This window comes from Enterobacter sp. Taxon_2, assembly GCF_058355295.1.
In genome coordinates this window covers 571,710-585,904 of sequence record NZ_CM178024.1, presented here as the reverse complement: position 1 = coordinate 585,904, position 14,195 = coordinate 571,710, and the positions used below count along the sequence as shown (strand labels likewise).

At 62.6% G+C, this 14,195-nt stretch carries 11 protein-coding genes; 4 read left to right on the top strand and 7 right to left on the bottom strand.

Annotated elements, in window-relative coordinates; translation table 11 throughout:
• Window positions 1-66: 66 nt before the first annotated feature.
• Window positions 67-1,188 carry a ribosomal protein uL16 3-hydroxylase gene (locus AC4IC4_RS02670; RefSeq protein ID WP_491472107.1) on the bottom strand — a complete coding sequence of 374 codons (1,122 nt, stop codon included), beginning with the start codon at window positions 1,186-1,188 and terminating at the stop codon, window positions 67-69.
• Window positions 1,189-1,323: 135 nt separating this feature from the next.
• Window positions 1,324-1,926, bottom strand: coding sequence for an ATP-dependent Clp protease proteolytic subunit (locus AC4IC4_RS02665; RefSeq protein ID WP_024909504.1), 603 nt, complete (start codon window positions 1,924-1,926; stop codon window positions 1,324-1,326).
• A gap of 283 nt (window positions 1,927-2,209) precedes the next feature.
• On the opposite strand from AC4IC4_RS02665, the gene AC4IC4_RS02660 reads away from it, so the two are divergent.
• A complete protein-coding gene (locus tag AC4IC4_RS02660) occupies window positions 2,210-2,827 on the top strand; it encodes a response regulator transcription factor (protein WP_032649964.1) in 618 nt (205 codons plus the stop codon).
• Between the two features lie 3 nt (window positions 2,828-2,830).
• On the opposite strand, the gene AC4IC4_RS02655 is transcribed toward AC4IC4_RS02660, so the two are convergent.
• The 5 genes from AC4IC4_RS02655 to AC4IC4_RS02635 form a co-directional block, all read right to left on the bottom strand.
• Window positions 2,831-8,413, bottom strand: a complete 5,583-nt coding sequence (locus AC4IC4_RS02655; protein ID WP_491472106.1) for a trifunctional serine/threonine-protein kinase/ATP-binding protein/sensor histidine kinase — start codon at window positions 8,411-8,413, stop codon at window positions 2,831-2,833.
• A gap of 9 nt (window positions 8,414-8,422) precedes the next feature.
• The gene (locus AC4IC4_RS02650; RefSeq protein ID WP_041911343.1) at window positions 8,423-8,803 is read right to left on the bottom strand and encodes a response regulator transcription factor; all 381 of its coding nucleotides are present in this window, start codon (window positions 8,801-8,803) and stop codon (window positions 8,423-8,425) included.
• Between the two features lie 20 nt (window positions 8,804-8,823).
• Window positions 8,824-9,087, bottom strand: coding sequence for a XapX domain-containing protein (locus AC4IC4_RS02645; RefSeq protein ID WP_024909507.1), 264 nt, complete (start codon window positions 9,085-9,087; stop codon window positions 8,824-8,826).
• Window positions 9,084-9,305 carry a DUF1427 family protein gene (locus AC4IC4_RS02640; protein WP_491472105.1) on the bottom strand — a complete coding sequence of 74 codons (222 nt, stop codon included), beginning with the start codon at window positions 9,303-9,305 and terminating at the stop codon, window positions 9,084-9,086. Before AC4IC4_RS02640 ends, AC4IC4_RS02645 begins: the two co-directional genes overlap by 4 nt.
• Before the next feature lie 61 nt (window positions 9,306-9,366).
• Window positions 9,367-10,053 (bottom strand): hydrolase, encoded by a 687-nt coding sequence (locus AC4IC4_RS02635; protein WP_008501349.1) that lies wholly within the window; start codon window positions 10,051-10,053, stop codon window positions 9,367-9,369.
• Window positions 10,054-10,272: 219 nt separating this feature from the next.
• Between AC4IC4_RS02635 and AC4IC4_RS02630 the strand changes: the two genes are divergently transcribed.
• From AC4IC4_RS02630 to AC4IC4_RS02620, 3 genes are read left to right on the top strand one after another with little or no spacing between them, the layout of a single operon-like run.
• On the top strand, window positions 10,273-12,144 hold the full coding sequence (locus tag AC4IC4_RS02630) for an amidohydrolase (RefSeq protein WP_048990672.1): 1,872 nt from the start codon (window positions 10,273-10,275) through the stop codon (window positions 12,142-12,144).
• Window positions 12,144-12,551 (top strand): DoxX family protein, encoded by a 408-nt coding sequence (locus AC4IC4_RS02625; protein ID WP_248165906.1) that lies wholly within the window; start codon window positions 12,144-12,146, stop codon window positions 12,549-12,551. Before AC4IC4_RS02630 ends, AC4IC4_RS02625 begins: the two co-directional genes overlap by 1 nt.
• A complete protein-coding gene (locus AC4IC4_RS02620; protein WP_491472104.1) occupies window positions 12,548-14,167 on the top strand; it encodes an MFS transporter in 1,620 nt (539 codons plus the stop codon). Before AC4IC4_RS02625 ends, AC4IC4_RS02620 begins: the two co-directional genes overlap by 4 nt.
• The last annotated feature ends 28 nt before the right edge of the window (window positions 14,168-14,195 follow it).

The window sequence follows — 14,195 nt, the reverse complement described above, 5'->3', positions numbered from 1 at the left end:
TTACCCGGCCTACGTTCTTGCCGTTCCAGGCCCGGTAAGCGCAGCGCCACCGGGCAACAGGCCGCACTACTCGTCGAAGTACCAGTACCCCTGGTTAATCAGCCCGGTGAGCTCCTCGACAAACGCCGGGTTGTTCAGCGCATCGCCCAGCTCGGCCTGACCGAGTTCGGTGAAGCGGCACAGCGCATCCGCCGCCTTCGCGTCAACCGTCTCCAGCTGTTCGCTGTTGATGAAGAAGCTGCCGTTGATGTTCAGCACGCGCAGGCCGCTCAGGCGAGACAGCGTTTCGCCGCCCTGCAGCGCATCCAGCACCTCTTCCGGCGCGTACGGCGGCTCGGCGGCGGCGATATCCAGCTCGTGGCGCGGCGTGGAGACAAAGCTGCCGAACCATTTTGTGAAATCATCGGGTTTGCTAATCATGTCGATCATCATCTGACGAATGCGATCGAGCTCGTACTGCTCCACGCGGCCAGGATGTTCACGACAGGTCAGATCCGGATCGCTGTAGTGCTCACCGCCCAGATCGTTTTCCAGCGCGTAATCGGCGAAGCTGCTGATCAGATCGCGACCGTTCGGCCCGCGGAAGCCGACGGAGTAGTTGAGCGCCGTTTCATGGGTAAAACCGTCGTGCGGGAATCCAGGCGGAATGTAGAGGATATCGCCCGGGGCCAGGTCTTCGTCGATGATCGGCTCGAACGGATCCACATGCAGCAGCGCCGGATGCGGGCAGAACTGACGCATCGGCAGCTTGTCACCCACGCGCCAGCGGCGGCTGCCCATCCCCTGAATGATAAACACGTCGTACTGATCGATATGCGGACCCACGCCGCCGCCCGGCACGGAGAAGGAGATCATCAGATCGTCCAGACGCCAGTCCGGCAGGACGCGGAACGGACGCACCAGTTCCGCCGCGGGCATATGCCAGTGGTTCACCGCCTGCGCCAGCAGCGACCAGCCGGTTTCGCCCAGATCGTCAAAGTGCTCGAACGGGCCATTGCTAGCCTGCCATTTGCCGTTGAAATGGCTCACCAGACGGCTATCGACCTCCGGCTCCATCGCCAGCCCCGCCAGCTCGTCCGGGGTAATCGGGTCGACAAAGTTCGGGAAGGCATTTTTCAGCACGACGGGTTGTTTTTGCCAGTATTTCTCAAGGAATTCCGGCCAGTTCAGGTTCAGTTGATACGCCATGGGTAGCACCAGTAAGAGGGGAAACAGGCGCGATTATAGGCAAGAAGGCAGAGGGGGAACTTGTCATGGGTCAAACCCGCACGTGTAGGTCGGGTAAGGCGAAGCCGCCACCCGACACAAACACGCCGCGAAAACTTAATCCAGCTTCAGCTCGTCATAGTGGGTAATCAGTTTACCCACGATACCGTAGTCCAGCGCTTCCGCCGGCGACATCCAGAAGTTGCGGTCGGTGTCTTTTTTCACTTTTTCCAGCGGCTGGCCGGTAGCGTCGGCGATCAGCTTGTTCACGCGATCCAGCATGCGGATGATCTCGCGCGCTTCGATCTCAATATCCGTCGCCTGACCGCGCACGCCGCCCAGCGGCTGGTGGATCATAAAGCGGGTATTTGGCAGCGAGTAGCGGTGCTCTTTTTTCGCGGCCAGGAAGATGGTGATCCCGGCACTCGCGACCCAGCCGGTGCCGATCACGTGCACTTCCGGGCGAATGAATTTGATGAAGTCGTGGATGGTGTCGCCCGCTTCCACGTGGCCGCCCTGGCTGTTGATGTACAGCTTGATCGGATCGTTGCTGACGCTTTGCAGCAGGATCATCTGGGTGATCACTTTCTGCGCCAGCTCCTGGTTGATCTCACCGGAGATCACAATCGAACGAGACTCCAGCAGTTTTTGCTGCAAAGCGCCCGCGCCGTTTGACCCTTCCGCCTTTTCCTTGTCGCTTTCTTTCAGTGTGTAGTGCATTGTTATGTCCTCAGCATTTAGCGCTCAAAACCAGAGTGTAGCCTGTTTTACCGATCAAAGTCCTCACCGACAAATCACGAGGGAGCTCATGCACATTGCCCATGTTGCACGCGTTTCGTTCCTTCACCGCCCCCGCCCGGATCGCTATACTTCATATGATTATCATATTGTTAAATGATAATCATATTTAATGTGTTAAGATGAAAGTCAGCATAAACAGTCCCTTACGTCACTCCTGGGGCTGTTTGCATCCTCGACATGTAAAACAGCACCGGGGCGGTGAATGGAACACATTGTGTATGTGGTTGATGACGATGACGCAGTCAGACAGTCCGTGATCGGGCTGCTGGAATCCGCAGACTTAAACGCCATCGGCTTTTCATCGGCAGAAGCGTTTCTTCAGCACCGCTTTGAAGAGCTCCCTTCGTGCGTGGTCCTCGATATGCAGATGCCCACCATCTCCGGTTTTGATGTGGCAGATGCCCTCAAGGACAGCGGGCGCGAGATCCCGATTATTTTTCTCACCGGCCACGGCACCATCCCGATGTCGGTGCGCGCCATTAAAGGCGGCGCGTACGAATTTCTTACCAAACCCGTCGAATCCACCGCGCTCATCGACGCCATTGAGTCCGCGCTGCAGCTGGCGGAAAACAACGCCGAGCGCAATAAAGAGCACTACGCCCTGAAGCAGCGCCATCTCTCCCTCACGCCGCGCGAACACGAGGTGCTCACGCTGGCGATAAGCGGCATGCTGAACAAGCAAATTGCCGCCGAGCTGGGCGTCAGCGAGATCACGGTGAAAGTGCACCGCCGCCGCGTAATGGAGAAAATGCAGGTGCGCTCCGTGGCAGAGCTGGTCAGGGCCGTTGAGCGCCTGACCAAAAGCCAGCCTGCGGAGTAACATTTACCCTTCCTGTACCGCCAGCGGCAGCGCAAAGGCAAACACCGTGCCGTACGGCTCCCGGCGGCGCGCGCTCAGCTTCCCGCAGTGGCGCTCAATGATGCTGGCGCTGATAGTCAGCCCCATCCCCATCCCCTGCGCTTTGGTGGAGTAGAACGAGTCAAAGATCTGCTCCAGCCGCTCGGGCTCAATGCCGCTCCCGGTATCGGCGATCTCAACGATCGCTTTCCCGTCCGCGTTGCTGGTGCTGAGGGTGATGGTGCAGGCGCGATCCTTCACCTCGGCCATCGCCTCAACGGCGTTCATCACCAGGTTAAGCAGCACCTGCTGGATCTGCACGCTATCGCCGGTGATAAAGCTGTCCTGCGCCTTCAACAGGTAATCAACGCTAATGTGTCGCTGCTCCAGCTCGCTGCGGGAGAGCGCGATGATATGGTGGATCAGATAGTGCAGATCGATGCGCGAGAAGGTGGGATCCTGCTTGCGCGTCAGGGACTGGATGCTGCGAATGATCTCCCCCGCCCGCGCGCCTTCCGCGGCGATCTCTTCCAGCCCTTCCCGCACTTTATCCAGCCGGGCCGGCTCGCGGCTGAGCCAGCGCAGGCTCGCTCCGGCGTTAGAGACGATCGACATCAGCGGCTGGTTGATCTCGTGGGCGATGGAGGAGGTCAGCTGCCCGACGGTGGTGGCGCGGGACACCCTCGCCAGATCCGCCTGCGCCACCCGCATGGCATCCTCCGCGGCGCGCTGGCTTGTGATATCGGTGATGATGCCGTAATACTCGTTCACCTCGCTGCCCACGCCCACCGGATCGCCAATCCCGAGGATATAGCGCGTTGAACCATCGGTACGCTTGACCCGAAACTCCGCGCGCATGGAGAGTCCTTCGCGCACGCTCTGCGTGACGATGGCGCTGATGCGGGCGTAGTCGTCTTCATGAACGAAGGTCAAAAACTCCGCCATGGAGATCATCTTTTGCTGCTCGGGCAGGCCGAGGATGCGGGCGTACTCCTCCGAGACAAACATCAGATCCTGCTCCAGCTCCCAGCGCCAGCTGCCGGTGTGGCTGATCTGCTCGCCCAGCATCAGCGAGGTCTGGCTGGCGCGCAGCTCTTTTTCCACCCGACGGCGCTGGATGTTCTCCCCCAGCAGCTCGGCGTACAGCCGCGCCGTCTCCAGGGACACCGCGGCCTGCGCCCCCAGCAGGCTCACCACGCGAGAATGCTCGGCGGTGAAGACTTCCGGCATCAGGCGGTTTTCCAGGTAGAGCACGCCCACCAGCCGCGCCTGTTTGAACATCGGGACGCACATGACGGCCGCCCCCGAGGTCACCAGATAGGGATCCTGACTGAAGGGGTGAAACTCCTCCGGCTTACCGGTGCGGATCTCCTGCCCGGTGCGGATCACCGCCGCCAGCACCGACAGGGGCATGTCGGTCGCCGTCGGCACGTCTTTCAGGATCCGCACCCGCACGCCTTCGGTGCTGGTCCAGGCGCTGGCCTCGATCTCCGGGATCAGGCTATCGCTCACGCGAAGCAGCAGGCCGCGCTGCGCCCCGGCGCGTTCGAGGAGGATCGTCATCAGGTTTTCGATTAAGCGCTCGAGGTTGATCTCTTCCGACAGCGCGCGGGAGGCTTTGATGACGCTCTGCAGATCGCGGATCGTCTCGTTCTGGGCGAACGCCACCGTGTCATAGGCGCTCGCCTGCCCGGAGGCCAGCAGATGCGGGAAATCCTGCTCCAGCTGGCGCACCTTGGCCTGCGCGCCCGCCCGGCCCCAGGCGGCAATTGCGCCACGGAAGTGTGCGTCCGAGGCGGTTGGGTAGCCGCAGGCCAGCGCAAAGCGGCCCGCCAGCTCGTGGGCCAGGGCATTAATCGGATTAAATCCGCCCTCGCGGGAGAGCCGAACCGCCTTCTCATACTGCTCAAGCGCGATGCTGTTCATCCCGTCCAGACGCACGATTTCGGCGTAGATCAGCGCCTCTTTATCCGCGAACGTGCCGGGATTAATACGCGCCCAGAGGGCGATTTTGTCGTAGTGGGCGTGAATGCTGCGGCGGTGGTTCGCTGAGAAGGTCTCCGGCGTCAGCTGACGGGAAAGAGCCAGGGCGCTGTAAAGATGGTAATCCAGCAGATGGATGTGCCCAGGCGCAGACCACGCGTACCACCCCGCCATCTCCAGATCCGCCTGCGCGTCGGCATACTCGCCGCAGGTAAAGTGCGCCATGCCGCGGTAGAGCCAGTACCAGAACAGCATGGTGGAGGTCTGCTCCGGCGCCTGCTCCGGCGACGCGGGAAGCAGCGCCTCCGGCAGCACCTGCGATGCGGTCCAGGTGCCAATGACCGGCGTGCGCAGGAACTCTACGTAGCCGCGCTGAACCATCAAGATGGTCTCCACGTCCTGGAAGTGGGTTTTACGCACAAACGCCAGACCGCGATCGATGCTGGTCAGCACCCCGTCCAGGTGATCGCCCCGGGAGAGGAAATTAATGACCTGGTGGCAGGCCGCAAAGCAGGCCATCGTCATATCCCCGTGGGTCACCGCCGAGGTAAAGCAGGCTTTCGCGCACTCGATGGTAAACGATAAAGGCTGGGTCCAGACGCTGAGCTGGTCGAGCGGCAGCAGGGTTTTGGCTTCGAACGCGTCGTAGCCGTGGCGATTCACCAACTCGCGGGCCAGGGTGCCGTACTGGAAGCCGAGGCGATACTCGGCGTAGCGGTGGCCCATCAGCACGCCAAACCAGGCCATCGCCGTGGTGGAGGCGCCGGTAATACCGTGGTCGAGGGTCAGGTGCATCATGCGGCAAAGCAGCAAAAAGTGCAGGCGCGGACAGATGAAGCTGGCGCAAATGCTGGCGCTGTAGAGCAGGTTCATCACCGCTTCGGTTTCCGGGTTATCCATCCGCGAGAGCGGGGCAAACAGGGTTTGCGGCGCGTCGCCCGCGCGATTACAGAAGTGTTCCCAGGCCTCGTCGCAGTCTGCATCTTCCGGATAGCGGCCGATCTGAATACCAAATACCCCCAGCCAGCAGAGCGCCGCCTCCAGCGCCAGACGGCTATCCGACTGGCGAATGTACACTTCCACCAGCAGATTGGCCGCCAGCGCCTTTTCGGTCAGCCCGCCGGGGCAGCCGAGAATGGCGTCACACAGCTCGCGGGTGCGCTCCAGGTGCCCCAGCGCAAACTCGCAGCCCGCCTCTTCGAGATCGAGCATAAAGTCAGACACCGTCCCGGCGTTGCCCAGCGCTCGGGCAGTCTGGATATAGCTCAGCGCCGAAAGGTAATCCCCCGAACGCTTCGCGCGTCGCGCGGCCAGCAGGCTCAGCTCGCGGAACATCTGGCGCTGCGGGGCGGGCTGGATGCTGTCCAGCGCGGCCGTGACGTGATGTACGGCGCGGAACAGCAGCTCGTTCCCCGCCGCCTGCCGCGCGGCGTTGGCCAGCAGGCTGGCGGTCGTCAGATGAAGATGGCTTTTCTCATGCCGATCCAGCAGCGCAAAGGCAGCCTCCTGCACCCGGTCGTGGGTGAAGGAGTACGCTTTTTCCGTCAGCACGATCAGCTGCGCCATGACCGCCGGATGCAGCGCGTAGCGCATTTCCGCCATCGATATACCGACAACGCGACAGATCATCTCCATTTCGCCCGTGCCGCCGAGGCAGGCAAGGCTACCCAGCAGGCGACGCGTCTCGTCGGGCAACTCTTCCAGCTTCTCCAGCACCAGGGTGACGACGTTTTCGGTGTAATGCCGGGCGCGGATGGCCTGCAGATCGTAGTGCCACTTGTCCTGATATTTGTTGTGCACCACCAGCCCGTCATCGACGATGCGGCGGAAAAATTCGTGTACAAAGAGCGGGTTGCCCCCGGTCTTTTCATGGATCAGCGTGGCGAGGTCGGTCGTCGCCGTGCTGCGGGTGCGAAATACCGTCCCCAGCCAGCGGGAGACGGCTTTGACCGACAGCGCCTGCGGGACAATTTCGCTCGCCTGCTGTGCCGCCTCCGGCAGGCTCGCCAGCTGCTGTTGCAGCGTGGGTTCGGACAGCGAACCGATATCGCGGTGGGCGACCACCACCAGCAGCGGGATCGCGCCACAGTTCACCAGCAGGTAGTTGAGCGTATGCAGGCTGGCGGCGTCGCTCCACTGGAGATCGTCGAGCACCAGCACCAGCGGGCAGCCCTGCGAGGCAAAGGTTTTCACCAGCGCCAGCACCATATGGCTGAAGCGCGCCCGGGCATCAATGGAAAACGTATCCGCCGGGAAGCGCGGCTTGCGCTCAAGCAGCAGGCCCAGCTCGGGCACGAGGCTCACGGCCAGCGCCTCGTGTCCTTCCAGGGCGCGAGAAAGACGGATTTTCCACTTCGCCACCTCGTCCGCCGGCAGGCCCAGCAGGTGGAGCGTCAGGGGGCGGAACGCGGAGCTTAATACGCCGTAGGGCAATGACGGTGAAAACTGATCCACTTTGCCCACCGCCAGCAGCACCGTACGCTGCTGGAGCGTTTTTAACGCCGTCGCAATGATGGAGGATTTGCCGATCCCCGACGGCCCGCCGATGGTCACCAGCTCCGGCACGCGGTTCTGCCCCACCCGCTCAAACGCGGCAATGACGTCATTCGCCTGCGGATGCGTCGCGAACAGCGAGTCCGCCAGAAGAATAGCCGGGGTGCGGTCCTGCTGGCCGGGGGTAAAGGCAACGATCTCGCCCTCACCGGTCAACGTCGCCTGGCAGCGGCGGAGGTCGGCAATCAGCCCGTCAACCGTCTGGTAGCGGTTATCCGGGTGCTTCTCAAGCAGCTTGAGGATGATGGTCGACAGCATTCCCGGCACGTCCGGGCGTATCGCATCCGGGGCCAGCGGCGCCGAGGCAATATGGTAGTGCGCCCAGTTGGTCCGATCGTCCTCCCCCAGTTCAAACGGCAGGCGTCCGGTCAGGAGTTCATACAGCACCACGCCGAGGCTGTAGAGATCGCTGCGGCCATCGACGGGGCGCTGGGTGCGGGAGGTGTGCTCCGGGGACATATACGCCGGCGTGCCGCCTGAAACGGCAAGCCGGGTCTGCGCGAAGGCGCCGGAGAGGCTGCATGAAAGGCCAAAGCTGCCCAGACGGCAGGTGGCATCGTGCTGAACAAAAATATTGCCGGGCTTAATATCGCCGTGGATCAGGTTTTGCAGATGCATCTGGCGCAGAGGAACGCAGATCTGGATCGCCAGCTCGATAAAGCGCGCGATCCCCGAGATCGCCCTGCCCGCGCGCCGCGCCAGCAGCTCAAACGAAAACGGGGCGTACACCAGCGCGAAGCGTCCCCGGTACTGGGTGGACGCGACGGCGCGAATGGCCCAGCTGTCCTGCAGCGCGTCACGCAGCGCAAACTCGTTTTTCAGCAGCCGGGTGGCCCGCTCTTCCTCTTCGTCGCTGACCGCGGTGGCGATAATGAACGAGCCGCCGGAATGAGGATGTCGCGCATGCATCCAGGCGATTCCGCCCTCCTGCGCCAGCACGGTAAAAATCACATCCTCTTTAAGGACAAAAACCCGCCCCTGGTGAAGATTCCCCTGGGCGGGCCAGAATGCAGGCTGCTCGTGTTCGTTCATCCGCGATCCTTATTGTCGGCGGGCCAGCTCCCGCTGAATATGATCCAGCAGAATATCGATGTTAATCGGCTTACGCAAAAAAGCAGCGGCGCCCAGATTAAGAGCGTACCGCTGCATATTTTCATCAGCATGACCGGAGATAAAGAGCACGGGCGGAGGCGGTACGGCCAGCAGCCGCAGCTTGTCAAACAGCTCAAGGCCGCTCATGCCCCGGAGCTTGATATCGGTGATCACCAGCGCCGCGCCGGACAGGGCAAGCGGATGGCTCAGAAATACCTCTGCCGAATCAAACGTGTCGGTTGAATAGCCTTCCGACTCCAGGAGATTACTCAACCCGCTGCGGACGGAACGTTCGTCATCAATGATGGCAATGCGCCACGGCAGCGTCATGCTGTTATTCCTCTAACCAGTCATTTAACGTCGCGAGGGTCCTTCGCGGGCGCAGGGGGCGCCGTGCCGCTGATTTTCGGTACGCATTCGTGACGAAACCAGGCGAGGGTAAGCGGTTCGCGACTCAGTAAACGCCGTCCCACCGGGATGAGCTGTTCACCCACCAGCATGCCAAACAGGCCAAGCAGGGCGACAACCGGCGGTGCCGGGGAATGGACGTCGAGCAGAGCGTAAATTACCCCAGCAACCACGCCGCACACCAGCGAAATTATCCATGCTTTCATGATGACGCTCCCGTCTGCGATGCCGCCTGCGGAACGGTCACCTGAGGAGGAGGCGCGCCGTCGCGAGATAACAGATGCCGCGTCGCCTGTTCACCCGCCAGCATCCCCAGCAGGCCAATCAGCGCCAGCGCGGGCGGCGCGGGGGAGCGCACCTTCAGCACGGCATACATCAGGCCAATCAACACGCCTGCCGCAAGGGATATCAGCTCAGTACTCATCGTGAACTCCAGAGAAAGAGGCAGCGGCGAGCCGGATGAGGGACCAGCCCGCCGACGGGACTTAGCGAGCCGGGACCGGCGCTAAGGTGCGGTGCTCGCTCTTCTGGCGAGACGGCGCTTTATGCACCATGGTGTAGGCGTAATCCACGCCCATGCCGTACGCGCCGGAATGCTCGCGCACAATGTCCATCACCGCGGTGTAGGTCTCTTTACGCGCCCAGTCGCGCTGCCACTCCAGCATCACCTGCTGCCAGGTCACCGGGATCACGCCCGCCTGGATCATGCGCTGCATCGCGTAGTCGTGGGCTTCTTTGGAGGTGCCGCCGGACGCGTCCGCCACCATATAAATCTCGTAGTCGCCTTCCAGCATCGCGCACAGGGCAAAGCTGTTGTTGCACACTTCGGTCCACAGACCGGCAACCACGACCTTCTTCTTGCCGTTGGCCTTCAGCGCATCGCGCACCTTCTGGTCGTCCCAGGAGTTCATGGAGGTACGCTCCAGAATGTCCTGACCCGGGAACACGTCCAGCAGCTCAGGATAGGTATTGCCGGAGAAGCTTTCGGTCTCTACGGTGGTGATGATGGTCGGGATGTTGAACACCTTAGCCGCTTTCGCCAGCGCCACGGTGTTGTTTTTCAGCACCTGGCGGTCAATCGACTGCACGCCAAACGCCATCTGTGGCTGGTGATCGATAAAGATGATCTGACAGTTCGCAGGGGTTAACACTTCGAGCTTTGAAGAGGTCATAGCATTTTCCAGTGGTTAAGGGTAGAAATCGCCGCGAGCGCCGCGACGATAAAGTCATCCTCATCCTGCGGCTTTCCCTCTCCGCGCGTAATTATCTCTTCGTATAGTTAACCTTAGGTATAGTTATACTTTGGTATACCTATCCTATTGTATAACTGGATCTTTGCCGAAACCGGTTCCCATAATCCTGACCATTCCCCTCTCAGTCAGGAGCAGTTTATGGTTACCCCAGGTAAAGCCGATCTCATTCTGGTTAACGGCCAGTTTCACACCGTCGATCGCGAGAATCCTGTCGCGGAAGCCGTTGCCGTGCGCGACGGAAAATTTCTGGAAGTGGGTACCGTCGCCGAGGTGATGCAACACCACGGCGACGGCACCAAAGTAGTGGATTTGAAAGGCCACACCGCCATCCCCGGCCTGAACGACTCGCACCTGCACCTGATCCGCGGCGGGCTGAACTACAACCTCGAACTCCGCTGGGAAGGCGTGCCGTCGCTGGCCGACGCCCTACGGATGCTGAAAGAGCAGGCCCTGCGCACCCCGTCGCCCCAGTGGGTGCGCGTGGTGGGCGGCTGGACCGAGTTCCAGTTTGCCGAGCGCCGCATGCCGACCCTCGACGAAATTAACGACGCCGCGCCGGACACCCCGGTATTCATCCTGCACCTGTACGACCGCGCCCTGCTCAACCGCGCCGCGCTGAAGGTGGTCGGCTACACCAAGGACACGCCAAACCCGCCGGGCGGCGAGATCCAGCGCGACGCCAACGGCAACCCGACCGGGATGCTGATTGCCCGTCCGAACGCCATGATCCTCTATGCCACGCTGGCCAAAGGGCCGAAGCTGCCGCTGGAGCAGCAGGTCAACTCCACCCGCCAGTTCATGCGCGAGCTCAACCGTCTGGGGCTGACCAGCGCCATCGACGCGGGCGGTGGCTTCCAGAACTACCCGGAAGATTACGAGGTGATTGCCGAGCTGCACGAGAAAAAGCAGATGACCATCCGCATCGCCTACAACCTCTTTACCCAGCGCCCGGGCCACGAGCTGGAAGACTTTGAAAAATGGACCGACATGCTCACGCCGGGCCAGGGCAGCGACTTCTTCCGCCACAACGGCGCGGGCGAGATGCTGGTCTTCTCCGCCGCCGATTTTGAAGATTTCCTCGAGCCGCGCCCGGATCTCGCGCCGGGCATGGAGGACGAGCTGGAGCGCGTGGTGCGCCATCTGGTGGAGCACCGCTGGCCGTTCCGCCTGCACGCCACCTACAACGAATCCATCAGCCGCATGCTGGACGTCTTCGAGAAGGTGAACCGCGACATTCCGTTCAACGGCCTGCACTGGTTCTTCGACCATGCGGAAACCGTGTCACAGGCCAACATCGACCGCATTAAAGCGCTCGGCGGCGGCATTGCCGTCCAGCACCGCATGGCCTTCCAGGGCGAGTACTTTGCCGAGCGTTACGGCATCGAAGCCACCCGCCACACGCCGCCGGTGGCGAAAATGCTCGAGACCGGCGTACCGGTGGGCCTGGGAACGGACGCCACCCGCGTGGCGAGCTACAACCCGTGGACCGCGCTCTACTGGCTGGTCTCCGGCCGCACCGTCGGCGGGATGCAGATGTACGACCACAGCGCCCGACTGGATCGCGATACCGCCCTGATGCTCTGGACCCAGGGCAGCGCGTGGTTCTCCAGCGAGCAGAACCAGAAGGGGCAGATCAAGGTCGGCCAGCTCGCCGACCTGGCGGTGCTCAGCAAAGACTACTTCCGCGTGCCGGAAGAGGAGATCAAGGGCATCGAGTCCGTTCTCACGGTGGTCAACGGCGATATCGTCTACGCCGCGGGCAGCTTTGGCCCGCTCGCGCCGCCGGCCATCCCGGTCCTGCCCGAGTGGTCCCCGGTGGTCAAGGTGCCGGGCCACTACCGCAGCGCGCCGCCGCAGGCCGCACGCGTCGGCTTGAGCCCTATCCACCACTGCAGCGGCCCGTGCGGGGTTCACAGCCACCAGCACGATTTCGCCCGCACGTCAGCGATGCCGGTGTCCGACGATAACGCTTTCTGGGGGGCGCTGGGCTGCAGCTGCTTTGCATTCTGATGAAAAACACCACTATGCCGCCCCGGATCGACCTGGGGCTGTTCTTCCTGCGCCTGACCGGCAGCCTGCTGCTGCTGTACGTGCACGGCCTGCCGAAGGTGCTGCACTTCAGCGAAGAGCTGACGCGCATTGAAGATCCGTTCGGCTTCGGGCCTTACGCCAGCCTGATCCCGGCGATTGTCGCCGAGGTGGTTTGCCCGCTGTTTATCATTGCGGGCGTCTACACCCGACTGGCGTGCCTGCCGATTATCGCCGTGCTGCTGGTGGCGATGCTGGCGGTCCACCCGAACTGGTCGATTGCCGAAGGGCAGTTTGGCTGGCTGCTGCTGATTATCTTCACCACTCTCGCCCTCACCGGGCCGGGCCAGTGGCGGCTGCAGCGTAAGGCAACGGAGAGGTTCGCATGACCCAGGTTAACGACGTTCGCGACGCACACGTCGAGACGACGCCCGCACCGACGGTTTCACCCTGGCAGCCGCTGAGCCAGCCGGTGTTCCGCATGCTGTGGATCGCCACGGTGGTCTCTAACGTCGGCTCATGGATGAGCGACGTCGGCATCAACTGGAGCATGCTGACCCTGAGCGCCGACCCGCTGGATATCGCGCTGGTGCAGGCGGCCAGCAGCCTGCCGATGTTCCTCTTCGCCCTGCCGTCCGGGGTGATGGCGGACATCGTTGACCGGCGTAAATACCTGCTCTTCTCCCAGCTGTGGGTGTTCATCGCCGCCGCCGGGCTGACGGCGCTCTCCTTCACCGGACACGTCACCCCCACCGTGCTGCTGGTGGCGACGTTTCTGCTGAGCGTGGGGGCGGCGATGAGCTCGCCGCCGTTCCAGGCCGTGGTGCCCGATCTGGTGAGCAAGCCGGAGCTGGGCGCCGCCGTGGCGCTGAACTCGCTGGGGGTGAACATCAGCCGGGCGATTGGCCCCGCGCTGGGTGGTTTCCTGCTGTCGCTCGCCGGGCCGTGGATGGTGTTTGCCCTGAACGCACTGTCCGTGGTGGGCGTGGCGTGGGTACTGTGGCGCTGGCGTCCGGCCCCGTCCATTCAGCGTCTGCCGCCGGAGCACTTCTTCTCTGCGGTGCGCACCGGCATCCGCTACGTGCACGCCGCCCCGGTGCTGCGCAACGTGCTGGTGCGTACCGTGGCGTTCTTTGTCTTTGGCAGCGCGGGCTGGGCACTGCTGCCGCTGGTGGCGCGCCGCGAGCTGGGCCTGGGCCCGGCAGGCTACGGCGTGATGCTGGCATGCATTGGCCTGGGCGCCATTGCCGGGGCCATCCTGCTGCCGCGCCTGCGCCAGCGGCTGAACGCCGACCGGCTGATGGTGGCCGCGAGCCTGGTCTTTGCCCTCACCATGCTGGCGCTGGCGTTTGTGCGCCACGTCTGGCTGCTCAACCTGTTTGAGTTCTTCACCGGCTTCGCGTGGATTGCGGTGCTCTCGACGCTGAACCTCGGCGCCCAGCGCAGCGCCGCCCGCTGGGTGAAGGCCCGCGCGCTGGCGGTCTACCTGACGGTATTCTTCGGCTCGATGACCACGGGCAGCGCCATCTGGGGGCAGATTGCCTCCCGGTTCGGCACCCCGACCGCGCTGGTTGTCGCCACGCTGGGGATGGTGCTGGCAAGCGCCACCGTATTCCGCTGGAAGCTGGAGAAAGACCCGGAATTAAACCTCGACCTGAGCGGTCAGCCGCTGGACGGGGTGGAGATCGACCTGCCGAACGAGCGCGGCCCGGTGCTGGTCTCGCACGAGTACCTCATCGACCCGCACAACGCAAAAGCCTTCCTGGAGGCGGTACACGAGCTGCGTCGGGTGCGACGCCGCGCCGGAGCGATGAGCTGGGCGGTATACGAAGATATTGAGCGCCCCGGCCTGTTTATCGAGACCTTCCTGATGGGCTCGTGGATTGAGCATCTGCGCCAGCAGGAGCGCCACACCATGAATGACCTCCTGCTGCAGAGCCGCGTTCTGGCTTTTCATCAGGGCACAACATCACCGGCAATTCGTTATCTGGTCGCGCCGGTATAACCCTAACCATCACCTGCACAGGAACACA